Annotated in this window: 24 protein-coding genes; 11 read left to right on the plus strand and 13 right to left on the minus strand. The window is 70.0% G+C overall.

From position 1 onward, the window contains the following. Positions 1–65: 65 nt before the first annotated feature. The gene (locus tag ACWDX9_RS16790; RefSeq protein ID WP_449954391.1) at positions 66–1,754 is read right to left on the minus strand and encodes an ABC transporter transmembrane domain-containing protein; all 1,689 of its coding nucleotides are present in this window, start codon (positions 1,752–1,754) and stop codon (positions 66–68) included. A gap of 77 nt (positions 1,755–1,831) precedes the next feature. Further along, complete coding sequence (locus ACWDX9_RS16795; protein WP_449954393.1) at positions 1,832–3,082, minus strand: MFS transporter; 1,251 nt, start codon at positions 3,080–3,082, stop codon at positions 1,832–1,834. 45 nt (positions 3,083–3,127) lie between these two features. Here ACWDX9_RS16795 and ACWDX9_RS16800 point away from each other — a divergent pair, with 45 nt between their 5' ends. From ACWDX9_RS16800 to ACWDX9_RS16820, 5 genes are read left to right on the plus strand one after another with little or no spacing between them, the layout of a single operon-like run. Then, entirely contained in the window at positions 3,128–6,622 is a 3,495-nt protein-coding gene (locus ACWDX9_RS16800; RefSeq protein WP_449954396.1) for a nitrate reductase subunit alpha, read from the plus strand. After that, positions 6,622–8,229 (plus strand): nitrate reductase subunit beta, encoded by a 1,608-nt coding sequence (gene narH / locus ACWDX9_RS16805; protein WP_449954398.1) that lies wholly within the window; start codon positions 6,622–6,624, stop codon positions 8,227–8,229. Before ACWDX9_RS16800 ends, narH begins: the two co-directional genes overlap by 1 nt. Next, positions 8,226–8,792 carry a nitrate reductase molybdenum cofactor assembly chaperone gene (gene narJ, locus ACWDX9_RS16810; protein WP_449954401.1) on the plus strand — a complete coding sequence of 189 codons (567 nt, stop codon included), beginning with the start codon at positions 8,226–8,228 and terminating at the stop codon, positions 8,790–8,792. Before narH ends, narJ begins: the two co-directional genes overlap by 4 nt. Further along, positions 8,789–9,469, plus strand: coding sequence for a respiratory nitrate reductase subunit gamma (narI, locus tag ACWDX9_RS16815; protein ID WP_449954403.1), 681 nt, complete (start codon positions 8,789–8,791; stop codon positions 9,467–9,469). The genes narJ and narI overlap by 4 nt, the downstream gene beginning before the upstream one ends. A gap of 48 nt (positions 9,470–9,517) precedes the next feature. Further along, a complete protein-coding gene (locus ACWDX9_RS16820) occupies positions 9,518–10,138 on the plus strand; it encodes a phosphotransferase (protein WP_449954406.1) in 621 nt (206 codons plus the stop codon). A 7-nt stretch (positions 10,139–10,145) separates the two neighbouring features. Here the strand turns inward: ACWDX9_RS16820 and ACWDX9_RS16825 are convergent, their stop codons facing one another. Together ACWDX9_RS16825 and ACWDX9_RS16830 are read right to left on the minus strand one after the other, a co-directional pair. Beyond that, positions 10,146–10,826 (minus strand): phosphotransferase, encoded by a 681-nt coding sequence (locus tag ACWDX9_RS16825; RefSeq protein WP_449954409.1) that lies wholly within the window; start codon positions 10,824–10,826, stop codon positions 10,146–10,148. 10 nt (positions 10,827–10,836) lie between these two features. Continuing rightward, on the minus strand, positions 10,837–11,337 hold the full coding sequence (locus ACWDX9_RS16830) for a GNAT family N-acetyltransferase (protein ID WP_449954412.1): 501 nt from the start codon (positions 11,335–11,337) through the stop codon (positions 10,837–10,839). 61 nt (positions 11,338–11,398) lie between these two features. On the opposite strand from ACWDX9_RS16830, the gene ACWDX9_RS16835 reads away from it, so the two are divergent. Both ACWDX9_RS16835 and ACWDX9_RS16840 read left to right on the plus strand, forming a co-directional pair. Then, positions 11,399–12,478 carry a serine hydrolase domain-containing protein gene (locus ACWDX9_RS16835; protein WP_449954415.1) on the plus strand — a complete coding sequence of 360 codons (1,080 nt, stop codon included), beginning with the start codon at positions 11,399–11,401 and terminating at the stop codon, positions 12,476–12,478. A gap of 87 nt (positions 12,479–12,565) precedes the next feature. Then, entirely contained in the window at positions 12,566–12,781 is a 216-nt protein-coding gene (locus ACWDX9_RS16840) for a hypothetical protein (protein WP_357733298.1), read from the plus strand. 61 nt (positions 12,782–12,842) lie between these two features. Here ACWDX9_RS16840 and ACWDX9_RS16845 read toward each other — a convergent pair whose 3' ends face one another. From ACWDX9_RS16845 to ACWDX9_RS16855, 3 genes are read right to left on the minus strand one after another with little or no spacing between them, the layout of a single operon-like run. Beyond that, positions 12,843–13,250: a hypothetical protein gene (locus ACWDX9_RS16845; RefSeq protein WP_364242112.1), complete on the minus strand. Its 408-nt coding sequence runs from the start codon at positions 13,248–13,250 to the stop codon at positions 12,843–12,845. Further along, positions 13,247–13,495, minus strand: a complete 249-nt coding sequence (locus ACWDX9_RS16850; RefSeq protein ID WP_185068507.1) for a hypothetical protein — start codon at positions 13,493–13,495, stop codon at positions 13,247–13,249. The genes ACWDX9_RS16845 and ACWDX9_RS16850 overlap by 4 nt, the downstream gene beginning before the upstream one ends. A 54-nt stretch (positions 13,496–13,549) precedes the next feature. Further along, on the minus strand, positions 13,550–14,173 hold the full coding sequence (locus ACWDX9_RS16855; RefSeq protein ID WP_449954420.1) for a TetR/AcrR family transcriptional regulator: 624 nt from the start codon (positions 14,171–14,173) through the stop codon (positions 13,550–13,552). Positions 14,174–14,253: 80 nt separating this feature from the next. Between ACWDX9_RS16855 and ACWDX9_RS16860 the strand changes: the two genes are divergently transcribed. Beyond that, complete coding sequence (locus ACWDX9_RS16860) at positions 14,254–15,678, plus strand: DHA2 family efflux MFS transporter permease subunit (protein ID WP_449954422.1); 1,425 nt, start codon at positions 14,254–14,256, stop codon at positions 15,676–15,678. After that, entirely contained in the window at positions 15,675–16,469 is a 795-nt protein-coding gene (locus ACWDX9_RS16865) for an SDR family NAD(P)-dependent oxidoreductase (protein WP_449954425.1), read from the plus strand. The genes ACWDX9_RS16860 and ACWDX9_RS16865 overlap by 4 nt, the downstream gene beginning before the upstream one ends. Here the strand turns inward: ACWDX9_RS16865 and ACWDX9_RS16870 are convergent. Both ACWDX9_RS16870 and ACWDX9_RS16875 read right to left on the minus strand, forming a co-directional pair. Next, on the minus strand, positions 16,457–17,611 hold the full coding sequence (locus ACWDX9_RS16870) for an RtcB family protein (protein ID WP_449954428.1): 1,155 nt from the start codon (positions 17,609–17,611) through the stop codon (positions 16,457–16,459). The genes ACWDX9_RS16865 and ACWDX9_RS16870 overlap by 13 nt on opposite strands. Before the next feature lie 151 nt (positions 17,612–17,762). Continuing rightward, on the minus strand, positions 17,763–18,050 hold the full coding sequence (locus ACWDX9_RS16875; RefSeq protein WP_449954430.1) for a DUF4287 domain-containing protein: 288 nt from the start codon (positions 18,048–18,050) through the stop codon (positions 17,763–17,765). A 95-nt stretch (positions 18,051–18,145) separates the two neighbouring features. Between ACWDX9_RS16875 and ACWDX9_RS16880 the strand changes: the two genes are divergently transcribed. Further along, positions 18,146–18,793, plus strand: a complete 648-nt coding sequence (locus ACWDX9_RS16880; protein ID WP_449954433.1) for a winged helix-turn-helix transcriptional regulator — start codon at positions 18,146–18,148, stop codon at positions 18,791–18,793. Positions 18,794–18,848: 55 nt separating this feature from the next. Here the strand turns inward: ACWDX9_RS16880 and ACWDX9_RS16885 are convergent, their stop codons facing one another. The 4 genes from ACWDX9_RS16885 to ACWDX9_RS16900 form a co-directional block, all read right to left on the minus strand. Then, positions 18,849–20,318, minus strand: a complete 1,470-nt coding sequence (locus ACWDX9_RS16885; protein WP_449954436.1) for an AAA family ATPase — start codon at positions 20,316–20,318, stop codon at positions 18,849–18,851. A gap of 424 nt (positions 20,319–20,742) precedes the next feature. Continuing rightward, the gene (locus tag ACWDX9_RS16890; protein WP_449954439.1) at positions 20,743–21,483 is read right to left on the minus strand and encodes a succinate dehydrogenase/fumarate reductase iron-sulfur subunit; all 741 of its coding nucleotides are present in this window, start codon (positions 21,481–21,483) and stop codon (positions 20,743–20,745) included. Continuing rightward, entirely contained in the window at positions 21,480–23,402 is a 1,923-nt protein-coding gene (locus ACWDX9_RS16895) for a fumarate reductase/succinate dehydrogenase flavoprotein subunit (protein ID WP_449954442.1), read from the minus strand. The genes ACWDX9_RS16890 and ACWDX9_RS16895 overlap by 4 nt, the downstream gene beginning before the upstream one ends. Beyond that, positions 23,402–24,151, minus strand: a complete 750-nt coding sequence (locus ACWDX9_RS16900; RefSeq protein WP_449954444.1) for a succinate dehydrogenase cytochrome b subunit — start codon at positions 24,149–24,151, stop codon at positions 23,402–23,404. The genes ACWDX9_RS16895 and ACWDX9_RS16900 overlap by 1 nt, the downstream gene beginning before the upstream one ends. A gap of 134 nt (positions 24,152–24,285) precedes the next feature. Here ACWDX9_RS16900 and ACWDX9_RS16905 point away from each other — a divergent pair, with 134 nt between their 5' ends. Next, positions 24,286–25,215 carry a LysR family transcriptional regulator gene (locus ACWDX9_RS16905; protein WP_185068521.1) on the plus strand — a complete coding sequence of 310 codons (930 nt, stop codon included), beginning with the start codon at positions 24,286–24,288 and terminating at the stop codon, positions 25,213–25,215. Positions 25,216–25,236: the final 21 nt, after the last annotated feature.

Raw genomic sequence — 25,236 nt, forward strand, 5'->3', positions numbered from 1 at the left:
CGTCCCAGAGTTGAGAGCCGAGGGTGGGCAGGGGGCAGCGCTTCCCGTGGGTCCGGGGCATGAGGTCAGTCCTCTCCACGGGTCACGGTGGCGGCGTAATGTGGCGAGCTGTCCAGCAGTTGCCGGTGCGTGCCCTCGGCGAGCACCCGCCCGTCCTGCACATAGACGACGTGGTCGGTACGGTCGAGCACCAGCGGGCTGGTCGTGCAGATCAGCGTGGTCTTGCCGACCCGGGCCTTGGCCAGGCGTTCGGCGATGCGGGCCTCGCTGTGGGCGTCGACGGCGCTGGTGGGTTCGACCAGGATGAGCACCTCCGGGTCGGCCAGCAGCGCCCGGGCCAGGCGCAGCCGCTGCTGCTGCCCGCCCGAGAACTCCCGCCCCGCCTCGGCCACCGTGGCGGACAGCCCGTCGGGCAGCGCCTCCACGATGTCCTCGGCGCAGGCCGCGTGCAGGGCCTCGCGCAGTTGCGCGTCGGAGGCCTCGCCGCGCACGTCGAGCTCGTCGCGCAGCCGGCCGGTGAACAGCCGGGCGCCGTTGTCGGCGACCAGGATGCGGGCGCGGACCTCGTCGATGGGCAGCGTGGACAGGTCGACCGGGCCGAACGTGACGTCGCCGTCGGCATAGCGGCCGAGCCGGTCGGCGATGGCGATGGCGTCATCGGGGGTGTCCGCCGCGACCGCCGTGAGGCAGCCGGGCTGGAGGGTCACGCCGCTGTACGAGTCGCGCAGCACGCCGCCCGCGCTGGTGCCGGTGCCGCCGGTGACCTCGGGCTGGATGGACAGGATCCGGATCACCCGCCCGGCCGCCACGTGGCCCTTGGTGAGCTTGTCGGCGGCCTCGGTGAGCGTCCGCATGGGGCCGATCAGGAAGACCGCGTAGAGGTAGAACGCGACGAGCTGCCCGGTGGGGATCTCCCCGGCGACGGCGAACGAGGCGCCGACGCCGGTGACGGCCGCGATGAGCAGGCCGGGCAGCACGATCTGGGCGCCTTCGAGCACGGACTCGATCCCGGCCACGCTCACCCCGGCCCGCCGGACCCGCTGCGACTCGGCCCGGTAGCGGTCGGTGAACACCTGCTCCCCGCCGATCCCGCGCAGCACCCGCAGGCCCGCCACGATGTCGGCGGCCCTGGTGGACAGGTCGCCGGACAGCTCGCGCTGCCTGGCCTGGCGCCTGTGCAGGGGCCTGAGCAGCGGCCCCACGGCCGCGGTCATGAGCGGCACCCCGAACAGGACCAGCAGCCCGAGCGGCAGCGAGGTCGAGATGAGGATCACCGTGACGGTGACGATGGCCACGATGGAGCCGGTGCCGCGCAGCAGGATGTCGATGGAGTTGCCGATGTGGGCGATGTCGGAGTTGCCGACGCTGACGACCTCACCGGTCGAGAGCCGCTTCGGCAGCGTGGCGCCCAGCCGGGCGGACTGCCTGGCGGTCAGCTGCACGGTGCGGTACGCGGCGGCCAGCCAGTTGTAGACGGCCATCCGGTGCCGCATGATCCCGGTGAACGCCTGCATCAGCCCCAGGCCGAACAGGATCGACGCCCAGAGCAGCAGCCCTCCGGTGTCCTTGGCGGTGACGGCGTCGATGCCCTTCCCGAGCGCCGCCGGCATCAGCGCCTGCACCAGCCACCACAGGGTGGCGAAGCCGATGCCCGCGAGAAGGTGTGCCGACTGCCGCCGCGCGTTCCACCACAGATAGCGGAACGGGCTGCGAATGTCGGGCACGCCGGGATCGGCTTCAGGAAGGGATCGCATGGCCTGACAAGGTTGACAAGCCGCACCCCGGCTCGGCAAACGGTTTTCGAGCAGCTGGAACGTACGAAAACCCGCCACTAGAGCGTCCGGAATGCCCGGTACGTGTACGTGAGCGCCGCCAGCGCAGTCACCGCCAGCAGCAAATACCCCACCGTGTACGCCCCCGTCGCGGTGAAGACGACCCCCATCACCAGCGGCGGGAAGTACCCGCCCAGCCCTCCGGCGGCCCCGACGAGCCCGGTCACCGTCCCCACCCTGGACGCCTCGACCAGCCTGGCCACCAGCGCGAACACGCCGCCGGTCCCGAGGCCCAGGAAGAACGCCATGAGCACGAAGCTCACCCCGGCAGGCACCTCGGGCGGCGGCCGCAGGGCCAGCACCAGCGCCATCACCACGGTCCCGCCGAGCGACACGAACAGCACCCTGACCGGCCCGATCCGGTCGGAGAGCGCCCCGCCCAGCGGTCTCGACAGCACGGCCGCGATCGAGAACCCGGCCGTACGCAGCCCGGCGTCGGTCTGAGCGAAGCGGTACACGTTCTGCAGCAATGTCGGGAGATAAGTGGAAAAGGCTACGAAGCCGCCAAAAGTCACCGCATAGAGGAATGCGCACTGCCAGGTCGCCTTGATCCGCACCGCCTCCCGCATCCCAGCCAACGCCGACGCCCCCGCGACCGATCCGACCGGCGCCCCCGCGGCCGACCCTGCGGCCGACCCTGCGGAGGACCCAGCGGAGGACCCTGCGGAGGACCCTGCCGACGACCACACGGGCGAGTCCCGGCTGCCGCCCAGCATGATCACCCCCATCAGCGCCAGCACCGCCGCCATCAGCACATGAGCCCCCGCCCGCCCGAACTCCTCCACCAGCCGCGGCGTGCAGAACGAGGACAGCGCCGTGCCACCCATGCCCGCCCCGAAGACCCCGGTCGCGAACCCCCTGCGCGCGGGCTCGTACCAGGCGTTCACGAACGGGATGCCGACCGCGAACGACGTCCCCGGGATCCCCAGGAGAAACCCCCAGAACAGCAGCCACCCATACGAGGCGGACCACCCGACGAACAACACCGGCACGATCGACACGAAGCAGATGGCCGCGAACATCCGCCGCCCGCCGAGCCGGTCGGTGAGCACCCCCACCGGGATCCGCCCCAGCGCCCCGACCACCACCGGGATCGCCACCAGCAGCGAGGTCTGGGTCGGCGACAGCCCCAGCTGCCTGCTGTAGCTCCCGGACAGGGGCCCGATGAGGTTCCACGCCCAGAACGTCACCGCGAACGCCGCAGTGGCCAGGGCCAGGTTCGACACCTGACCTTTACGAAGCTCAGACATGCACCCTGTGTAACAGACAGTCACTATCTGTGATGAAGTGGGGGTATGAGTGCGGAGGAGCTGCTGCTGAAGACCGGTCGCTATCTGCGCAGGTCGGTTACCAGCGCCGATCTGCACACCCTCTACCTGAAAGGCGGCGTCGAGGGAGACATCTTCTACCGTGACCGGTGGAGTCACGACAAGGTGGTCCGCTCCACGCACGGCGTGAACTGCACGGGCTCGTGCTCGTGGAAGGTGTTCGTCAAGGACGGCATCATCACCTGGGAGGCGCAGGAGACCGACTATCCCAGCGTGGGCCCCGACCGCCCCGAGTACGAGCCGCGCGGCTGCCCGCGCGGCGCCGCCTTCTCCTGGTACACCTACTCGCCGACCCGGGTCCGCTACCCGTACGCCCGGCGTGTCCTCGTCGAGATGTACCTGGAAGCGAAGAAACGCCTGAACGGCGACCCCGTGGATGCATGGGCATATGTCGTGAAAAACCCGTTGAAAAGGCGTCGCTACCAGTCCGCCCGAGGCACCGGCGGCCTCGTCCGCGTCACCTGGGACCTCGCCACCGAGATGATCGCCGCCGCCCACGTCTACACCATCCAGCGGTACGGCCCCGACCGGATCGCCGGCTTCTCCCCCATCCCCGCCATGTCGATGGTCTCCCAGGCGGTCGGCTCGCGGTTCCTGTCGCTGATCGGCGGCGCCATGCTCTCCTTCTACGACTGGTACGCCGACCTGCCCGTGGCCTCCCCCCAGGTGTTCGGCGACCAGACCGACGTTCCGGAGTCGGCCGACTGGTGGGACGCCGCGTACCTGATCATGTGGGGCGCGAACGTCCCCGTCACCCGCACCCCCGACGCGCACTGGATGGCCGAGGCCCGCTACCGGGGCCAGAAGGTCGTCGTGGTCTCCCCCGACTACAGCGACGCCGCCAAGTTCGCCGACGAGTTCGTCAGCGTGCGGCCCGGCACGGACGGCGCGCTGGCCATGGCCATGGGGCACGTGCTGCTGAAGGAGTTCTTCGTCGAGCGCGGGAGGCCGTACTTCACCGACTACGTCAAGCGCTTCACCGACCTGCCGTTCCTCGTCCGGCTCGAGGAGCGCGCGGGCGCGTACGTGCCCGGCCGGTTCCTCACCGCCAGGGACCTGGGCTCCCAGGAGGAGGCGGCCGAGTGGAAGACCGTGCTCATGTCGGAGGCCGGCGAGCCCGTCGTGCCGAACGGCTCGGCCGGCTTCCGCTGGACCGAGTCCGGCAAGGGCCGCTGGAACCTCGACCTCGGCACCGACCCCAAGCTCACCCTGTACGGGGGCGAGCCGGCCGAGGTCCTGCTGCCCCGCTTCGACGGCGGCGGTTCGGTACGCAGGGGCGTACCGGTGACCAGGGTCGGGGAGCACCTGGTGACCACGGTGTTCGACCTGCTGCTGGCCCAGTACGGGGTGGCGCGCGACGGACTCCCCGGCGTCTGGCCGGCGGGCTACGAGGACGCCGGGGAGCCGTACACGCCGGCCTGGCAGGAGGAGATCACGGGCGTGCCCGCCGGGAGGGCGGTGAAGATCGCCAGAGAGTTCGCGAGGACGGCCGAGTCGACCCGGGGCAGATGCATGATCATCCTCGGGGCGGGCACCACGCAGTGGTTCCACGGCGACACGATCTACCGGGCGTTCCTGTCGCTCCTCCTGCTGACCGGCTGCCAGGGTCGCAACGGCGGCGGCTGGGCGCACTACGTGGGCCAGGAGAAGTGCCGGCCCCTGGGCGGCTGGGCGCTGCTGGCCGGCGCCCTCGACTGGGCGCGGCCGCCGCGGCAGGTCCCGGGCACGCCGTACTGGTACCTGCACACCGACCAGTGGCGCTACGACCACTTCGACGCGGGCGACCTGGCCTCGCCCCTCGGCCCGGGCAAGTTCCGCGGCAAGCGCACCGCGGACCTGGTGGCGGAGGCCGTCAGGAACGGCTGGATGCCGATGGCCCCGACGTTCGACCGCAACCCCCTGGAGCTGGGCGACGCCGACGACCCCATCGCGTACACGCGCGAGGAGCTCCGCTCGGGCCGGCTCGGCTACGCCGCCGAACGCCCGGACGACCCGCGCAACTGGCCCCGCATCCTCATGCTCTGGCGCTCGAACCTCCTCGGCTCCTCCGCCAAGGGCAGCGAGTACTTCCAGCACCACCTCCTCGGCGCCATCTCGAACCTGGAGGACCCCGACAACCGGGCCCCGAGCGGCAAGCTGGACCTCCTGGTCACGCTCGACTTCAGGATGACGTCCTCGACGATCTTCTCCGACATCGTGCTCCCGGCCGCCACCTGGTACGAGAAGCACGACCTGTCGTCCACGGACATGCACCCGTTCGTGCACGCGTTCAACCCGGCGATCAGCCCACCCTGGGAGACAAAGACCGATTTTTCGGCTTTTCATGCCATCGCTCGCACCTTCAGCAAGCTCGGCGAGAAGCACCTCGGCATCCGCAGGGACGTGGTCGCGACGGCGTACCAGCACGACACCCCGGGCGAGCTGGCGATGGGCGGCGGGCCCGAGCTCAAGGTGGTGGAGCGCGACTACGGCGCCATCGCCGAGAAGCTGGCGGCGCTCGGCCCCCTCACGGAGAAGCTGGGGATCCCGGTCAAGGGCGTGACGTTCATGCCCGACGAGGAGGTGGCCTGGCTGGGCCAGGCGTGCGGCCTGGTGCCGCGCGGCGTGGCCAAGGGCCGGCCGGAGCTCGACACCGACGCCAAGGCGTGCGAGGCGATCCTGGCGCTGTCGGGTGTCAGCAACGGCAGGCTGGCCGCGCAGGGCTTCAGGCAGCTCGCCGAACGTACGGGCACCGACTTCGAGGACCTGGTCAACGTGTGGCACCGGATCGTCTTCTCCGACACCCAGGCCAGACCGGTGCAGGTCACCGCCAGCCCCGAGTGGTCGGGCAAGGAGTCGCACGAGCGCCGCTACTCCCCCTTCACGATCAACGTCGAGAACGGCAAGCCCTGGCACACGCTCACCGGCCGCATGCACTTCTTCCTCGACCACGACTGGATGCACGAGTACGGCGAGTCGCTGCCGATCTACCGCCCGCCGCTGGACCTGGCCGCGCTGTTCGGCGAGGCGGGCACGCTGCGCTACCTGACCCCGCACAGCAAGTGGTCGATCCACTCCGAGTTCCAGGACAACCTGCTCATGCTGTCGCTGTCGAGGGGCGGCCCGACGATCTGGATGTCGGTCGAGGACGCCGCCGGGCTCGGGATCGCGGACAACGACTGGATCGAGGCGGTCAACCGCAACGGCGTGGTCGTGGCCAGGGCGATCGTCTCGCACCGCATGCCGAAGGGCACGGTGTACATGTACCACGCGCAGGAGCGCCTGATCGACGTGCCCAAGTCGGAGGCGACCGGCCGCAGGGGCGGCATCCACAACGCGCTGACGAGGGTGCTCATCAAGCCCACCCACATGATCGGCGGCTACGCCCAGCTCTCGTACGGCTTCAACTACTTCGGCCCCACCGGCAACCAGCGCGACGAGATCACCACCATCCGCCGCAGATCACAGGAGGTGCGCTTCTGATGGCCACGATCATGGCCCAGATCGCCATGGTGATGAACCTGGACAAGTGCATCGGCTGCCACACCTGCTCGGTCACCTGCAAGCAGACCTGGACCAACCGGGCGGGCGTCGAGTACGTCTGGTTCAACAACGTCGAGACCCGCCCCGGCCAGGGCTACCCGAGGCGCTACGAGGACCAGGAACGCTGGCGCGGCGGCTGGACGCTCGACAGGAGGGGCAGGCTCAAGCTCACGGCGGGCGGCCGCCTCCGCAAGCTGCTCACCATCTTCGCCAACCCCCTCATGCCCGCGCTCAGGGACTACTACGAGCCCTGGACGTACGACTACGAGAACCTCATCAGGGCGCCCCTCTCCGAGGACGTCCCCGTCGCGCCGCCCAGGTCGCTCATCAGCAACCGGCCCACCAAGATCGAGTGGAGCGCCAACTGGGACGACGACCTCGGCGGCGACCCCTCGCCCGACCCCGTGCTCGCCAAGGTGTCGGACCAGGTCAAGCTCTCCTTCGAGCAGGCGTTCATGTTCTACCTGCCGCGCATCTGCGAGCACTGCCTCAACCCGTCGTGCGTGGCCTCGTGCCCGTCGGGCGCCCTGTACAAGCGGGCCGAGGACGGCATCGTCCTGGTGGACCAGGACAAGTGCCGGGGCTGGCGCATGTGCGTGACGGGCTGCCCGTACAAGAAGATCTACTTCAACCACAAGACCGGCAAAGCAGAGAAGTGCACGTTCTGCTACCCGCGCGTGGAGGTCGGGCTGCCGACGGTCTGCTCGGAGACCTGCGTCGGGCGCCTGCGCTACCTCGGGGTCCTGCTGTACGACGCCGAACGCGTGGCGGCGGCCGCCTCGGTGGCCGACGAGCACGATCTGTACGAGGCCCAGCTGGACCTGTTCGTCGACCCGTACGACCCGGCGGTGGACGCCGCGGACCTGCCCGCCGACTGGGTGGAGGCCGCGCGGAGATCCCCGGTGTACGACCTGATCAAGAAATATCGGATAGCGCTGCCGTTGCACCCGGAGTACCGCACCCTCCCGATGGTCTGGTACGTCCCGCCGCTCTCCCCCGTCGTGGACGCGCTCGCCGAAGGCGGCCACGACGGCGAGGACGCGGTCAACCTGTTCGCCGCCATCGAGTCGCTCCGCATCCCCGTCGGCTACCTGGCCGAACTGTTCTCCGCCGGCGACCCGGCGCCCGTGACCGCCGCGCTGCGCCGGCTGGCGGCGATGCGTTCGTACATGCGCTCGGTCAACCTGGGCGAGCCGCCCGTCCTGGCGGAGACGGGCCTGTCGGAGGAGCAGATACGCGACATGTACCGGCTGCTGGCGCTGGCCAAGTACGACGAGCGGTACGTGATCCCGACCGCCTACGGGAACATCCCGCCCGGGATCGTGGAGGAGGGCGGCTGCAGCCTCGACTACGACGGCGGGCCCGGGATGCAGGGCCCGTTCGGCGAGGCGTCGGGCCGGCCCGTCCCGGTGTCGGTGGAGACCTTCCACGCCCTGAAGCAGCGCCAGACCAGCGACGAGGTCACCCACGACCGGGTGAACCTGCTCAACTGGGACGGCCGCGGCGCCCCCGCCGGCCTGTTCCCGACCAAGAGGAGAAGACCATGAGCAGCGCCGTCGTGGGGGCCGTCGTCTGGCAGGCCGCCGCCCACCTCCTCGCCTATCCCGACGAGCGCTTCTGGCACCGGCTCCCGCTCATCAAGGAGGCCGCCGAGCCGCACTTCGGGACGTTCCTGTCGCGCGTCTCCGACCTCGGGCCCGGCGAGCTGGCCGCGCACTATGTGGAGACGTTCGACCTGCAACGGCGCTGCTGCCTCTACCTCACCTACTACGCCGACGGCGACACCCGCCGCCGCGGCCGGTCGCTGGCCGCGCTGAAACAGCGCTACCGGGCCGCCGGGTGGGAGCTGATGGACGACGAACTGCCCGACTTCCTGCCGGTGCTGCTGGAGTTCGCCGCGCTCGATCCTTCGGGCGCCGAGCTGCTCAGGGAGCACAGGCCGGGGCTGGAGCTGCTGCTCACAGCCCTGACCGATCGCGACTCGCCGTACGCGTACGTGATCGGCGCGGTGTGCGCGGCCCTGCCGCCGATCACCGCCGCCGAGCGGCTCCAGGCCACGCGCCTGGCCCAGGCCGGGCCGCCGGCCGAGACCGTGGGAGGTTACCTGTGAGCTGGGCGGAGAGCACGCTCTGGGTGGTCCTGCCGTACCTGACCCTGGTGGTCTTCGTGGGCGGGCTGATCTGGCGCCACCGGTACGACAAGTTCGGCTGGACGACCCGCTCGTCCCAGCTCTACGAGAGCCCGCTGCTGCGCGTGGCCAGCCCGCTGTTCCACTACGGCCTGATCTTCGTGATCGTCGGCCACGTTACCGGCCTGCTCATCCCGGCGAGCTGGACCGACGCCATCGGCGTCTCCAACGCCGCCTACCACCTGAACGCCCTGGTCTGGGGCGGGCTCGCGGGCCTGGTCACGCTGGTGGGGCTGGCCCTGCTGATCTACCGCCGCCGCGCCACCGGCCCGGTGTTCATGGCGACCACGGCCAACGACAAGGCGATGTACGCGGTGCTGGCCGCCTCGATCGTGGCGGGCCTGGTGACGACGGTCGCGGGGTACGTGCCGAGCGACGTCAGCTACCGGACCACGGTCGCGCCCTGGTTCCGCGGCATCTTCATCCTCCAGCCGGACGCCGCCGCGATGCGTCAGGCCGACGTCCTTTACAAGGTGCACACGCTCATCGGGATGGCACTGTTCGTACTTTTCCCGTTCAGCCGCCTGGTGCATGCTCTTTCCGCCCCGTTGGGCTATTTGTTCCGTCCTTACATCGTGTATCGGAGTCGCACGCGATAGCGTGCCGGGGCGTCTGGCAGGGGCGGGAGTAGGCCAGAATCGACCCTTGTGAAGCACGGGTACACCAACAGCACAGTCGGCGACGGCGCCCTGGTCGTGAAGTGTTACCAGGGCCCGGAGGCGGCGTTCCGGCTGGGCACGGAGAGCAGATACCTGCGCCGGCTGCGCGGCCGGCTCCCGGTCCCCCGCGTTCACCAGGTCACCTCGACCAGCCTGACCACCCGCTTCGTCTCCGGCGCCCACGGCCAGGACCTCATCGACGAGGGGCACGGCGCCGAGGTGCTCGCCGAGTGCGGCCGGGTCCTGAGCGGCATCCACCGGCTGGGCATCGTGCACGGCGACTTCGGCCCGCAGAACATGCTGTTCGACCCGGCCACGTTCCGGACGACCGCAATTCTCGACTGGGAGTGGGCCCACCCCGGGCGTCCGGTCGAGGACCTCGCGTGGTGCGAGTGGATCATCCGCAGCCACCACCCGGAGCACGTTCCGCTCCTCTCGCGCTTCTTCGCCGCCTACGACGGGCCCGTCCCCTCGTGGGAGGAGCGCCGGGAGGCCATGGTGGCGCGCTGTCGCGACCTGATCGACTTCTGCGCCCGCTGGGAGCCCGGCGGGGCGGGCGAGAAGCTCTGGCACGAACGCCTCGAAACCACGGCCGCCTGGACGGAGTAGCGGCGGCTCAGCCCGCCCCAGGGAGCCGCAGGCCGCGGATCAGCTCCACCGCCGCGTCCACCAGCCCGGCCTCCCGCTCGGTGAGCGCCCTGTCGGCGGCCCGGCGCGCCCCGGCCCGGTCGAGCCCTTCGCCGAAGTCCATGGCGGAGCCCAGCCCGGCGACCAGCGCGACGAGGCCCCGCCGCGCCACCTCGGCGAACGCGACCTCGTCCACGGCCGCCTGCGCGAAGATCACCGCGGACATCGCGCAGTCGAACCCGGGCGGCCCGTCCTGGCTGTTGCACCAGTCGATCACGACCGGGCCCCGGGGCGTCAGCATGACGTTGTCGGGGTGCAGGTCCAGATGCAGCACCCGGTCACCGGGATCGGCGGACGCCAGCGCCGGGATCTCGTGCAGCCGCCGCAGCAGCCCCGCGATGATCCCGCCCGCCTCCTCGGCCGTGATCTCCCCGTCGAACAGCGCCCGCAGCATCGTCGGCCCCGACAGCCGCCCCATCACCAGCTCGGTGGCCGCCCCGGCGTCGGGGTAGAGCTCGGGCACCGGATATCCGTGGCCGGCCACGTGCGCGATGACCGCCGCCTCCCGCCGCGCGTCGATCGGGATCCGGTAGCGGCGCAGGACCCGCTCGTCGTCGATCGCGTAGACGTCCGCGGTGCGCCCGGACCCCAGCAGCTCGCCGACCTCCATGCGGCGCAGCCTACCGACGCTGGCCGTAGACGTGGACCTGCCGTCCTCGGTACTCGGTATCGCGCAGGTGGGAGTGGCCGATGCGTTCGGCGACGGAGACGGACCGCGCGTTGCCGGGCAGGATGAGAGAGATCACTTCCGTCGCGCCGAGCGTGCCGAAGCAGTAGTCGAGGGCCGCCCGTGCCGCCTCGGTGGCATAGCCCTTGCCCCAGTGGTCGCGGGCCAGGCACCAGCCGACCCCCAGCCCCGGGAAGCCGTAGGGCCGCCAGGGCCCCGCCCGCCCGGCGAACCGGCCCGTGGCCTTCTCGACCAGCGCCCAATGCGAGTAGCCGCGGATCTCCCTGTGCCCGATGAACGTGGCGAGGCTCCGCCAGGCGTCGGCCCGGGAGGTCCCCACGCTCTCCGCCAGCCCGTCCGCGACCTCGGGATCGGCGAGCATCCTGGCGTAGTCGTCGAAGTCATCGCCCGTCAGCGGCCTCATGACAAGTCGTTCCGTCTCGAGCACGACCATGACCAGGAGTATGCCAAAAAATCCGTGGCCCGCCCGCGGGGAGCCGGGCTACGTTCCGTCCATGGCCGAGATCCATGGTGTGTGCGAGGACCGCTTCGGCGAGGTGCGCGAGCTGCTGGCCGCCTCCCTGGACAAGGACGACGTCGGCGCCTCGGTGGCCGTCCACGTGGACGGCGAGCCGGTGGTGGACATCTGGGGCGGGTACGCCGACGCGGCCCGTACCGTCCCCTGGGAGCGCGACACCATCACCAACGTCTGGTCCACCACCAAGCCCATGACGGCGCTGTGCGCGCTGATCCTCGCCGACCGGGGCGAGCTCGACCTGGCCGCGCCGGTCGCCGCCTACTGGCCGGAGTTCGCCGCCGCGGGCAAGGAGCGGGTGCTCGTACGCCACCTGCTCTCCCACACCGCCGGCCTGCCCAGCTGGGACGAGCCGATGACGGTCGAGGACCTCTACGACTGGCGGCTGGCCACGACGCGGCTGGCCGGGCAGGCGCCGCGCTGGGAGCCCGGCGCCGAGGCCGGATACCACGCGATCACCCAGGGTTTCCTGGTCGGGGAGGTCGTCCGCCGCGTCACCGGGCGCAGCCTGGGCGCCTTCTTCGCCGAGGAGGTGGCCGGGCCGCTGGGGGCGGACTTCCACATCGGCCTCGCCGCCGAGCACGACCCCCGGGTCGCCCCCGTCATCCCACCGCCGACGCCCATGGAAGCCCCGCCCGACCTGCCCGCCAATCCCGCGCTGCGGCCCGAGGAGGCCAACACCACCCCCTGGCGGCGCGCCGAGATCCCGGCCGGCAACGGGCACGGCAACGCCCGCTCGGTCGGCCTCGTACAGTCGGTCCTGGCCTGTGGCGGGACGCTGCGCGGCGTGCGGCTGCTGTCGGAGGAGGGCTGCGCGCGGGCCGTCGAGGAGCAGTTCCGGGGCTTCGACCGGGTCCTGGGCACGCGGATGTGGTACGGCATGGGCTACGGGCTGCTGGAGCCGCGTACGTGCTTCTGGGGCGGGATGGGCGGCTCGCTGGTCGTGATCGACCTCGACGCCCGCATGACGGTGGCGTACGTGATGAACCGGATGCTCAGCCAGGGCGACGACCGCGGCATGGGTTTCCTGCTGGCCGCCTACCAGGCGTTGTCCTCCTGACGCATTTGTGGCCGCTCTATAGCGGTCTTGTAGGGCCGTCCATGATCGTTGTATGCGGAACCCCCCGGAGGAAAGGGAAGATCACGCATGCGCGTTCGTGCAGGTATCGTCGCCGCGGGCATCGCGGCGCTGGCCGCCATCGGCATCGCCGCCCCCGCCCAGGCGGCCAGCTGGACATACATCGGCGAATACACCAGCTACAGCAAGTGTGTGGACATGGGCCAGTCGTACAAGCGTGAGGGCTGGAACGAGTACAAGTGCTCGCTCAACGGCACCGGCTGGTACTACCTCTGGGTCAGGTAGTCCCCGTTTCCAGGCGGCGCCTCCTCGCGAGAGGGGGCGCCGTTCGCGTGCCGGGACGCCGCTAGGAGACCTGGCGGGACTCGTCGTTCGCGCTGCTGCGGATCTGCTGGATGCGCTGCTTGGTCAGGCCGAGCAACTCGCCGATGTCCCCGTCCGACAGGCCGAGCTCGTGCATGTGCTTGACGCGCTTCTTGAGCGTGCGCGTGTAGTCCTCGGCGATCGCGGCGGCCTGGCGCTGGAGGGCGGCGAAGTCGTCGAGGTCCTGCTCCGACAGGCCGGGCAGCGCGTAGTGGTAGGCGGGCTTGGGCGCCTGCGGGCGGTCGGCGAAGAGGAACGGCAGCCCCTCGGCGACGTCCCCGTGCAGCTCCTTCAACGTGCGGGCGGACATGCCGCCGGCCACGCCGTCCACCTGGGCCAGCCACAGGCTGCCCGCCAGGGTGATGTGAACGTCAACGCGGTCCGCGGTCATGGATCCTCCAGCCAGTCGTCACCGAACAGGTGCGCGAGCCCCCGTTCGAGGGAGTCCACCAGGTGCGGGGTCTCCCCAGGGTAGAGCGGGACGATCGCGCGGGCCGCGACCCGGCCCTCGGCGTCCCACAGCAGGAGGAATCGCTGGCGTTTCGTCGTTTCCGCCCAGTCGCAGCGCAAGCCATGGGTGTGCGAGAGCCCGATGATCCGATCGCGGATGGCCGCATAGTCGTCTCGTTCCACCACACGCGGCAGACTATATAGCTTGCCCGCTACCGACAAGGGACCTTGTCGGCGAGATTAGTCAGCACCCCAGGCGTCGAGGAACGCCCGGACCGCGGCGCGGGCCAGCTCTCGCAGCTCGGCCTCCGGGATCGTACGGGTGCCCATCTGGGAACGGGCCTCCAGCGGGCCGATGAGCAGGGCCATGAACTGCTCGGCCGCGATGTCGGGATCGGCGGCGCGCAGGCGCCCCGCGAGCGCGAGCCGGGCCATCCGGTCGGCGAGGGCCTGGTTGAGGCGGTCGGGGCCGCTCTCCTTGACGATGTCGAGGATGTCGGGAAAGCGAATGATCTCCGAGAAGAGCAGCCGGCGCAGCGCGCACGAGCGCCCGTCGGTGTGCAGGCGCAGCAGCTCGTCGGCGACGACCTCCAGCGTGGCGCGCAGATCCTCGCCCGGGTCGGCCAGCGGCTCCAGGGCGGCCAGGCGGGCGTTCAGCGTCAGCTGCGCGGCGGCCTCGACGGCGCTCCTGAACAGGGTGGCCTTGTCCGTCATGTGGTTGTAGACCGTCGGCTTGGCCACGCCCGCCTCGTCCGCGATGTCCTGCACGCACGCCTGCGCGTAGCCAAGCCGGGCGAACACGGCGAACGCGCCATCCAGGATCGCCTGCCGCTTGTCGATGCGCCCGCGCGTGGTGGTGGCCATGCCTCCGAATTGTACCCGCTAGTTCAACTTCATGGACGTACGGGTTGCGAGCGAACGTATGAGATAACTAGTTTGAACCCATGAGTTCAAATATGCCGGACGACCGGCTGGACGCCCGGCTGCTGGGCATGATCGGCGTGATCCTGCTCGGCGGCCTGCTGGGCATCCTCAACAGCACGATGGCCGCCGTCGCCATCGACACCCTGGCCGCGACCTTCAACACCTCGCTGAGCACGATCGGCTGGACGTCCACCGGGTTCCTGCTGGCCGTGACGGCCACCATCCCGTTCACCACCTGGGCCGTCGACCGCTTCGGCGGCAAGCGCCTGTGGCTGGCCGGGCTGGCGCTGTTCCTCGCCGGATCGCTCGGGGCCGGGGTGGCCTGGGACGTGGGCGCCCTGATCGTGTTCCGCGTGGTGCAGGGGTTCGGGGCCGGGCTGCTCGACCCCCTCGTGCTGATCCTGCTGGCCCGCGCCGCCGGGCCGCGCCGGGCCGGGCGGGTGATGGGCCTGATGGGCGTGGTCCTGTCCCTGGGGCCCGTGCTCGGGCCGATCGCGGGCGGCGCCGTGCTGGCCGGCCTGTCGTGGCGCTGGATGTTCCTGCTCAGCGTGCCCGTCGGCCTGGTGGCGCTGCTGCTCGCGCTGCGCGTGATCCCCGCCGACGAGCCGTCCGAGGGGTCGTCGGCGCGGCTCGACGTCGTGGGGCTGGCGCTGCTCGGGCCCGGGTTCGCGGCCGTCGTCCTGGCCCTGTCGCAGACGGCCGAACAGGGGGCGTTCACCGCCTGGCAGGCGCTGCTCCCGCTGGGCGCGGGGCTCGCGCTGCTGCTCGCCTACGCCGTACATGCGCTGCGGCGCCGCACCTCGCCCTTGATCGACCTGCGGCTGTTCACCAGCCGGGGCTTCACCGCCAGCGTCGCGATCATGGGCCTCGGCGGGCTGGCCCTCTTCGCCGCCCTGTTCGCCCTGCCCCTGTACTACCAGCAGGCCCACGGGCACGGCGTGCTCGCCGCCGGGCTGCTGATGGCGCCACTGGGGCTCGGCGGCGCGCTCGCCATGCCGCTGGCCGGACGGCTCTCGGACCGCCTCGGCGCCCGCGGCCTGGCCACCGGCGGCGCGCTCCTGGCCGGGCTCAGCGCGCTGGCCTTCACCCGGATCGGCGCGGACACGCCCGAGATCTGGCCGGCGCTGGCGGCGTTCACGATCGGGCTGGGCAGCGGGTGCTTCAGCGCGCCCACGATGGGCTCCCTCTACCGGGCGCTGCCGCCGCCCATGGTGGCGCAGGGCAGCTCGGTGCTCTACATGCTCAACCAGCTCGGCGCGGCGCTCGGCGTCGCCGTGGTCACGCTCATCCTCCAGACGTCCGGAGACGTGATCACCGGCTTCCACGGCATCTTCTGGCTCGTCGTGGCAGTGATCGTGATCATCCTGGCCGCCGTCCCGCTGCTGCCGGCCCGCCCCCGTACGGAACCCGTGACGGAAGCGGAGCCCGCGAGGAGCGCGTCATGAGGACACTGGTGATCAGCGGCGGAACGGACGGCATGGGACGGGCCCTCGCCCGCACCTACCTCGAACGGGGCGACACCGTGGCCGTCATCGGGCGCGACAGGTCCAAGGCGCTGCCCGGAGCGGTGTTCATCCCGGCGGACCTGAGCCTGATCAGCGAGAACCGGCGGGTGATCGCCGAGATCAACGCCGAATTCCCGGCCGTGGACGCGCTCGTGCTGTGCGCGCGCTACTTCCGCACGCACCGGTTCGTGACGGCGGAGGGCCTGGAGGGAACGTTCGCGCTGGACTACCTGAGCCGCTTCCTCCTCAGTCACGGCCTCACCGCGCCCCGCCTCGTCGTGAACGTCTCAGGCCCCGGACAGCCGACCGACCCCATCCGCTGGCACGACCTCATGCTCGAACGCGGGTACGACGGCATGACCGCCCAGTTCCAGGCCGGCAAGGCGAACGATCTGCTCGGCGTGGCCTTCGCCGCCCGGCACGGCCGCCGTACCCGCTATGTCCTCATGCATCCCGGAGGCGTCTCGACGAGCGTCGCCGGCGAGTACGACGCGACGACCGCCGCGCACGTGGAGGCGCTCAAGAAGCACGGACTGCCGGTCGAGGAGGGCATCAAACCGATCGTCGCCCGCATCGACGACCCGCCCGCCGAGCCGCTCAGCGCCTTCATGCGAGAGCGCCGGATCGCCCTCGACCCCGGGTCCTTCGACCCGGCCGCCGCGGAACGACTCCACGAGCTCACGCTGAAGATGATCGACTCGGCGGGGAACCGAGTGCCCTACCCCTTGTAGTTGAAGATCTGGCGGAGCGTGTGCTGGACCTCCACGAGATCCCGCTGGTCCGCCATCACCTGGTCGATCGACTTGTACGCCTCGGGGTGCTCGTCCACCAGCGCGGCGGCCCGATCCGCGTTCCAGGTGCGGCCGCCCATCGCCGCCTTGAGCGAAGCCGCGGACAGCTCCCGCTTCGCCTTCGTCCGCGACATGCGGCGGCCCGCGCCGTGGGAGCACGAGTTGTACGACTCGGGGTTGCCGCGACCGCGCACGATGTACGAGCGCGTGCCCATCGAACCCGGGATCACTCCCTCGTCACCGGTGTCGGCCTTGATGGCCCCCTTGCGGGTGATCCACAACGTCTTGCCGTAGTGGCTCTCCTGCTGCGTAAAGTTGTGATGGCAATTAATAGTACGGACCCGCTCGCCCTTGCCGACGACCCTGAACAGGGCGTTGATCAGGACCCGGTCCATCCGCGCCCGCGAGGCCATGGCGTAGTGCTGCGCCCACAGCATGTCCTCGATGTACGCGGTGAACTCCGGCGTGCTCTGCACGAGGTACGCCAGGTCCGGGTCCTCCAGGCCGGCGGTCTGCTCCTTCATCAGCTTCTTCGCGCCCGTGATGTGCATCTGGGCGAGCTGGTTGCCGATGCCGCGCGACCCCGAGTGCAGCACGGTCCAGACGTGGTCCCGCTCGTCCAGGCAGACCTCGACGAAGTGGTTGCCCGAGCCGAGCGTGCCGAACTGGTCGCTCACCTTCTTGGCCTGCTTGGGGGTGAGGTCGGTGTGCGGGAGCCCGAGGTCGCTGAGCGCACGGTCGACCGCCGGATCCTCGTGCCCCTTGCCGACGCCGGCGGGGATGCGGTGCTCCACCATCGGCATCAGGGCGGCGAGGGTCTCGGGCAGGTCGGCGGCCGTGAGTGTCGTCTCGGTGGCCACCATGCCGCAGCCGATGTCCACGCCGACGGCTGCCGGGATGATCGCGTTTTCCGTGGGGATCACCGAGCCGACCGTCGCACCGATGCCGACGTGCGCGTCGGGCATGAGAGCGACGTGGCCGGAGACGAACGGCAGGCGGGCGGTGCGCGCGGCCTGCGTGATCGCGCCTTCGTCGATCTCGCTGGCCCACGACAGCAGGTTCGGTGCGGGCTGGTTTGGCACGGGTGAAATCTCCTCACTGGTTCTTGATCAGTCTGGCGTGACCAGGAAGGATTTCCCACCCATTTTATCGAGGACAGGGGGATTTCGCGGTTGCGAGCAGGTGCGGCTCCCAGACGCCGATGCCCTTGCTCCGGGCTACCGGGTCAACTCGTCAGGGCCGGTTGTTCTTGCCGTCCAGCCATAGCGTGTCGGACTCATCGCGATGGGAACCCGAGCTGCCGACGTGTTTGGCGTCGATCTTCGGCCCCTTTTTGATCACGTGCACCAACGCCATCGCGTGCCCACGTCCAAGGTCGTAGTCCTGCTTCAGCCAGTCAATGATCACTCCGGCTTTCACGGACGGTTCGTCGAAGCCGCGCTCCTTCGCCAGCGCGATGAACTCACGTGGAGTCAGTCCGGTCTTGTTCTCGATGTTGTCGAGGTACGCCTGGAACGACATGCGTTTCTCCATTTCCCGGGGGAGGCCCTGCGAGCAGCAAGCTTGTCTTTTGCAAGTATCGTTTGTCAACTGAAGCATGATGTAAGATCCGCATCATGGCGTCCCGGGAGTACGGACAGTTCTGCGGCCTGGCCCGCGCGATGGAGATGGTCGGCGAACGGTGGAGCATGCTGATCATCCGCAACCTCCTCACCGGGGCCAAGCGCTTCACGGACCTGCACAGGGGCCTGCCCGCCATCCCGACCAACATCCTGTCGGCCCGCCTCAAACAGCTCGAAGAGGCAGGACTGGCCACCCGTCTCGCGCTACCGCATCCCGAACGCGCGGTCGTCTACGAGCTCACCGACTACGGACGCGACCTCGAACCGGCGCTGATCGCGCTGGGCCGCTGGGGCGCGCGGACACTCACCGAGCCTCGCCCCGGCGAGCTCGTCACCGCCGAGTCGGTCGCCATGTCCTTCCGCACCACTTACCGGCCGGAAGCAGCCCTGGGAGTCACCGTCGGCTACGAGGTCCGCATGGGCGACTTCACGCTCCGCCTGCAGATCATCGATGGAATGCTCACGATCGGCATCGGCCCGCACCCCGCCCCCGACCTCGTCATCGAACGGCTCACCGGCCACCCCATCCGCGAACTGATGAGTGGCAGCAGGACCCCTGACGAAGTACTCCACGACGGCAGCGTGCGCATAGAAGGCGATCCCGCGCTACTCGGTCGATTCGCCGAGATGTTCCGCTTCTGATCGTTCCCCCTGCTGGCCGGATGGCCGCCCCGCGAAGCACATGGCGGCGCGCACGTCAGCCCCCTGCATACATGCGGTTCAGGTCTACGAGCTCAACGTCCGCCCGCCCGCGCGCCGCCTCCACCAGATCGCCGGTGAATCCGGAGCGTGCGAACAACAGCAGTTTGGGCTGCTTGCCGATCCGGGTGTCTGGAAGCAGCGCACGCAGGTGATCCAGCCGCTGAAGCTGAGGGACATCCATAGGTGCGAGCGTGGCCTTGGCCTCACCGATCGCGATGATCCGATCGGTGGCGAAGGAATCGGTCTCGGTCACCACGATGTCGAGTTCATGTCCTTTGCGGTGCGCTGGGCAGGGGATTGCGCTCGGGCGTACGGCACTGGCCATCCCACCGAGCGTGTCGCCGGAGGCATGAAGGAAGCACCACTCCCGGGCGAGGTCTTCGAAGTGGGGACCGTAAATCTTCGAGGCAACCGTGTCGGCGTTGGCACGCCAGACGCGGGCGGCCTGGCCGCTGACGAGCTCGGGCTCGCGGCGCTGCGTGATCAACTGGTGCAGGCGGACGATCGGCTCGGCGATCCGGAAAACGCTTCGCTTGTCACGCAACGCGTCGTCGACCTGCTCGACGAGGCCGATGCTCCGCAACCCGTTGAGCAAATGTGCCAACGCGCTCACGGGGCGGCCGAGGGCGGCGGCGATCTCCGAGCGACGCTGGTTGCCCGCGCTGATGGCGCTCAGCGTGGCCGCGTACGAGGTGGGGTCGGAAATCGAAGGCTCCTCCCGGAGCAGCAGCCCACCTTCCCGAAACATCGCCGAGGCGGGATTCAGCAACCGCCGCTGCACCCATCGATCGAACCCGTCCAGATCAGCCGGACCTGACCCACCGCACATCTCCAGATACGCGGGGGTACCTCCGACGAGGGCATGCACCCGGAAAGCCAGCTCCGGGTCGCCGGTCAGGCCCCAGAAGGCAGCGGCATCGCGAAACCCGAAAGGCCGCACGATCAGCTCGAGCACCGCTCGGCCTCGTAGTGGCGCACCTCCACCCAGCAACTGAGCCATCGTGGTCAGCGCGCTGCCACAGAGGATCAGACGGGTACGAGTGTGCTCCTTCGCGTATCCCGTCGGGCTCAACGCCTGCTGCAGGTACGACGGCAGCGCCGGGGTCGCGGAGACCAGGTAGGGGAATTCGTCGACGATCACGGGCATCGCCCGCTCCTCGCCGAGCCGGAGCAGTTCGTCGAGCCCTTCCCGCCAGTTGCCGAACGAGACCGGCTGCCGCAGCCCGCGATAGGCGGCGTAGGCGGCGCCGAGATCGGCCAGGTTCTGTGCCTCGGTCTGCTGGGTGGCGGCGAAAAGCAGGCCGCCGGTTTCCTGGGCGAGCAGTTCGAGCATGAGAGTCTTGCCCTGACGCCGACGCCCGTAGACCAGCCCCAAGGTGGCACCGTTCGCGGGGGCACTGGCGAAATCAGCCAGTTCCTCCCATTCCGTGTCACGCCCGAACAGGCGCTCCGGCTTACGAAGCATGCCGCCACCACCATCCAGGTAATCATGGTCACAGCTATGATAGGCATGACTATCATAGCTCGGCATACGGCTGGGACATCCGCGAATGGGCCGGTTTGAATTGCAACCCACGAGATCAGCGGTCTCAGTGCCTATATCCGTACGGCTACCGCTCGTACAGCCGAAGACCAGGCCAATGCGTTGTCGAATCGCTGCAAGGTATGCCCCTGCTGGGCGAAGACCTTGGTCCGGGGCGGGCTCCGGCAGGCCCAGCCGGTAACCAGGCAACGGGGGGTGGGCCCGGCCGGCCGCCGAAGGCGTGGGGCGCGCCGATAGGCGCCTTATGGAAACAGCCTGAGCCCCGAGCGCGAAGCGCTCCCTTTGGGAAGCCCTTTTTGCTCGGGGCGGGCATCAGGCGGCCCACTGGGTGGAGCCGCGCAACCTACTACTTGGCGTTGGCCTTCAGGTAGTCGGTGTTCATGCGGGCGATGGTGTCCAGCGGGATGCCCTTGGGGCACACCGCCGTGCACTCTCCCGTGTTCGTGCAGCCGCCGAACCCCTCCGCGTCCATCTGGTCCACCATGGCCTTGGCGCGGGACAGGCGCTCCGGCTGGCCCTGGGGCAGCAGGCTCAGATGGGTGATCTTGGCGGCGGTGAACAGGGAGGCGGAGCCGTTCGGGCAGGCCGCCACGCACGCGCCGCACCCGATGCAGGTCGCCGCGTCGAAGGCCGCGTCCGCGTCCTCCTTGCGTACGGGGATGCTGTGGGCGTCCGGGGCCGAGCCGGCCGGGACCGAGACGAAGCCGCCCGCCTGGATGATCCGGTCGAAGGCGCTGCGGTCCACGACCAGGTCCTTGACGACGGGGAAGGGGGCGGCGCGCCACGGCTCGATGGTGATCGTGGCGTCGTCCTCGAAGTGGCGCATGTGCAGCTGGCACGTCGTCGTCGCGCGCTGTTCGCCGTGGGCGACGCCGTTGATGACCATGCCGCACATGCCGCAGATGCCCTCGCGGCAGTCGTGGTCGAAGGCGATCGGGTCGTCGCCCTCCAGGATGAGACGCTCGTTGAGGACGTCCAGCATCTCCAGGAAGGACATGTCCGGGGAGACGTCCTCGACTCGGTAGGTCACCATCCGGCCGGCGTCGGTAGGGCCGCTCTGGCGCCAGACCTTGAGGGTCAGGTTCACTTGTAGCTCCGCTGGCTCATCTTGACGTACTCGTACTCGAGCGCTTCCTTGTGCAGCACCGGCCCGTCGGGCGTGGACTCCCAGGCCGACACGTGCGCGAAGTGCTCGTCGTCGCGCAGCGCCTCGCCGTCGGCGTCCTGGGACTCGGCGCGGAAGTGGCCGCCGCAGGACTCCGTGCGGACCAGGGCGTCCAGGCACATGAGCTCGGCCAGGTCGAAGAAGTCGGCGACGCGGCCGGCCTTCTCCAGGACCTGGTTCAGCTCCTCCGCCGTGCCGCTCACCTTGACGTTCTGCCAGAACTCCGCGCGCAGCTCGGGGATGCGCTCCAGCGCCTTGCGCAGCGACTCCTCGGTGCGCTCCATGCCGCAGTAGTCCCACATGAGCTTGCCCAGCTCGCGGTGGAAGGAGTCGGGGGTACGGGTGCCGTTCACGGCCAGGAGCCGGTCGATCTTGCTCCGGACCTTGATCTCGGCCTCCGCCACGGCCTCCTCGTCCACGTCGCCGAACGGCCCGGCGGCCAGGTAGTCGCCGAGGGTGGTCGGCAGGACGAAGTAGCCGTCGGCCAGGCCCTGCATCAGCGCCGAGGCGCCGAGGCGGTTCGCGCCGTGGTCGGAGAAGTTGGCCTCGCCGATGACGAACAGGCCCGGGATCGTGGACTGCAGGTCGTAGTCCACCCACAGCCCGCCCATCGTGTAGTGGACGGCCGGGTAGATGCGCATCGGCACGTCGTACGGGTTCTCGCCGGTGATGCGCTCGTACATCTCGAAGAGGTTGCCGTACTTCTTCTCCACGGCGTCGCGCCCGAGACGCCCGATGGCGTCGCGGAAGTCCAGGTAGACGCCCAGACCGCCGGGGCCGACGCCGCGGCCCTCGTCGCAGACGTTCTTGGCGGCGCGGGAGGCGATGTCACGCGGGACCAGGTTGCCGAAGGCGGGGTAGATCCGCTCCAGGTAGTAGTCGCGCTCCTCGTCCGGGATGTCCCCGGGGGCGCGGGTGTCGTTCTTGCGCAGCGGCACCCAGACGCGGCCGTCGTTGCGCAGCGACTCCGACATCAGCGTCAGCTTCGACTGGTACTCGCCGGAGACGGGGATGCAGGTCGGGTGGATCTGCGTGTAGCAGGGGTTGGCGAAGTACGCGCCGCGCTCGTGCGCCCGCCAGATCGCCGTCGTGTTGCAGCCCTTGGCGTTCGTGGACAGGAAGAACACGTTCCCGTAGCCGCCCGTGGCCAGCACCACGGCGTCGGCGAGGTGGCGCTCGATCTCGCCGGTCACCATGTCGCGCACGATGACGCCGCGCGCCCGCCCGTCGGAGACGATCACGTCGAGCATCTCGTGCCGGGTGTGCATGGTCACGGTCCCGGCCGCGATCTGCCGCTCCAGCGCCTGGTACGCGCCCAGCAGAAGCTGCTGGCCCGTCTGGCCGCGGGCGTAGAACGTACGGGAGACCTGGGCGCCGCCGAAGGAGCGGGTGTCGAGGAGGCCGCCGTACTCGCGGGCGAAGGGGACGCCCTGGGCCACGGCCTGGTCGATGATGTTCACCGAGACCTGGGCCAGGCGGTAGACGTTGGACTCGCGGGCGCGGAAGTCGCCGCCCTTGACCGTGTCGTAGAAGAGCCGGTAGATGCTGTCGCCGTCGCCGCGGTAGTTCTTGGCGGCGTTGATCCCGCCCTGCGCCGCGATGGAGTGCGCGCGGCGCGGCGTGTCCTGGTAGCAGAACGACTTGACGTTGTAGCCCAGCTCACCCAGCGTCGCCGCGGCCGAGCCGCCCGCCAGGCCGGTGCCGACCACGATCACGTTGAGCTTGCGCTTGTTGGCGGGGTTGACCAGCTTCGCGCCGAACTTCCGCTTCTCCCACCGCTCCTCGATGGGCCCGGCCGGAGCCTTGGTGTCCCGGATCTCCGGGCCTTCCGTGAACTTCATTACTTCACAACTCCGAAGGTGATCGCGAGCGGCGGCGCCAGGAACCCGATGACCAGCACGGCGGACACCAGCCCGGCGACCGGCCGGAGGGCCTTGTTCCGCGTGCGGTTGGCCCAGCCGAGGGTCTGGAAGGCGCTCCAGATGCCGTGCCGCAGGTGCAGGCCGACCATGACGACGGCGACCACGTAGATCAGGGTCACCCACCACCGGGAGGCGTCGAAGCCGGCGATCATCCGGTCGGCGGGCGCGGAGTCGAAGCCCTTGGGGTTCACGACGCCGAAGGTCAGGTCCAGCAGGTGCCAGACGAGGAAGAGCAGGATCGTGAGGCCGCCGAACCGCATGATGTGCGTCGCGTAGCCGTTCGCCTGCGACTTCTTGGCGACGTACTTGACCGGCCTGGCCTGGCGGGCGCGGCGGGCCAGCGAGATCGCGGCCCACATGTGCAGGACGACCGACACGACGAGCCCGACCTCGAGGATGGTCAGCACCGTCCGATAGGGCGCGATCGGCTCCAGGAGCGTACGCAGCGCGTGGGCGTACTCGTTGAACGAGTCCCTGCCCAGGAAGATCTTGAGGTTGCCGAGCATGTGGAGGACGAGGAAGAGCACCATCACGGCCCCGGTGACGGCCATGACGGCTTTCTTGCCGTTCGACGAGCGCAGGAACCCGCCGGGCCTCCTGCTCGTTGGAGCGTTCTTGGGAGCGGTAACAGGCGCGGTGGCTGCGCCGCGCTCTATCGTGGCAGTCACGCCTTCAGACGCTAGGTATCCAGCAATCATCCGTCCAAGTCATCACGGGCCTGGTTTCGATAGCCACCGGCTATGATGTCTGGTTTGTACGGTCGCCCCACGGAAACGACGCCGCTCGGTGCGAGGAAAATCACATGCAGTTGCAGCAGCTCGCGTACTTCGTGGCGGTCGCGGAGGCCAGGCACTTCACCCAGGCGGCCGAGCGCATGAGGGTCGCGCAGCCGTCGCTCAGCAAGCAGATCAAGGCCCTGGAGGCCGATCTGGGGGCTCCGCTGTTCTCCCGGGCCCGGGGCAACGTCACGCTGACGCCGGCCGGTGAGGCGCTGCTGCCGCTCGCCCGCAGGATCCTCGCCGACGCCGACACCGCCAGGCAGGAGGTGGCCCAGCTCGCCGGGCTCCGCCGGGGCCGGGTGCGGCTCGGCGCCACGCCGTCGCTCTGCGCGGGGCTGATGGCCGACGCGCTGGCCCGGTTCCACCGCGCGTACCCGGGGATCGAGCTGCTGGTGGAGGAGGGCGGCTCGCGTGACCTCGTCAGGGCGCTCGCGCGCGGGCAGCTCGACCTGTCGCTGATCATCATGCCGCTGCAGAGCGACGACCCCTCGCTGGTGACCGAGGAGATCCTGCGGGAGAACCTGGTGGTGGCCGCGCCCTCCCACGAGCGGCCGAAGGGCCCGTACATGGAGATCGAGGCCCTGCGCGGGCGCCAGATGGTGATGTTCAGGCGCGGCTACGACCTGCGGGAGGCCACGCTGGCGGCCTGCCGGCAGGCCGGGTTCGAGCCCAGGTTCGCGGTGCAGGGCGGCGAGATGGACGCCGTGCTGCGGTTCGTGGAGGCGGGGCTGGGCGTGGCCGTGGTGCCCTCGATGGTGCTCGACGGGCGCCCCGGGCTGTCCGGCACGCCGCTCGCGCCGCCGGGGCTCAGCCGTACGATCGCGCTGGCCCAGCGCAAGGACGTCGAGCCGACCAGGGCCGCCCAGGCGTTCAGGGAGACTCTGCTGTCGTTCGTCGTGGAGGCCGGTCACGAGGGTACGCTTCCGCAAGGGGTGGATCTCATCGCAGAATGACCTGGACGGACCGACCCCCTG

Source organism: Nonomuraea sp. NPDC003201, from assembly GCF_053590415.1.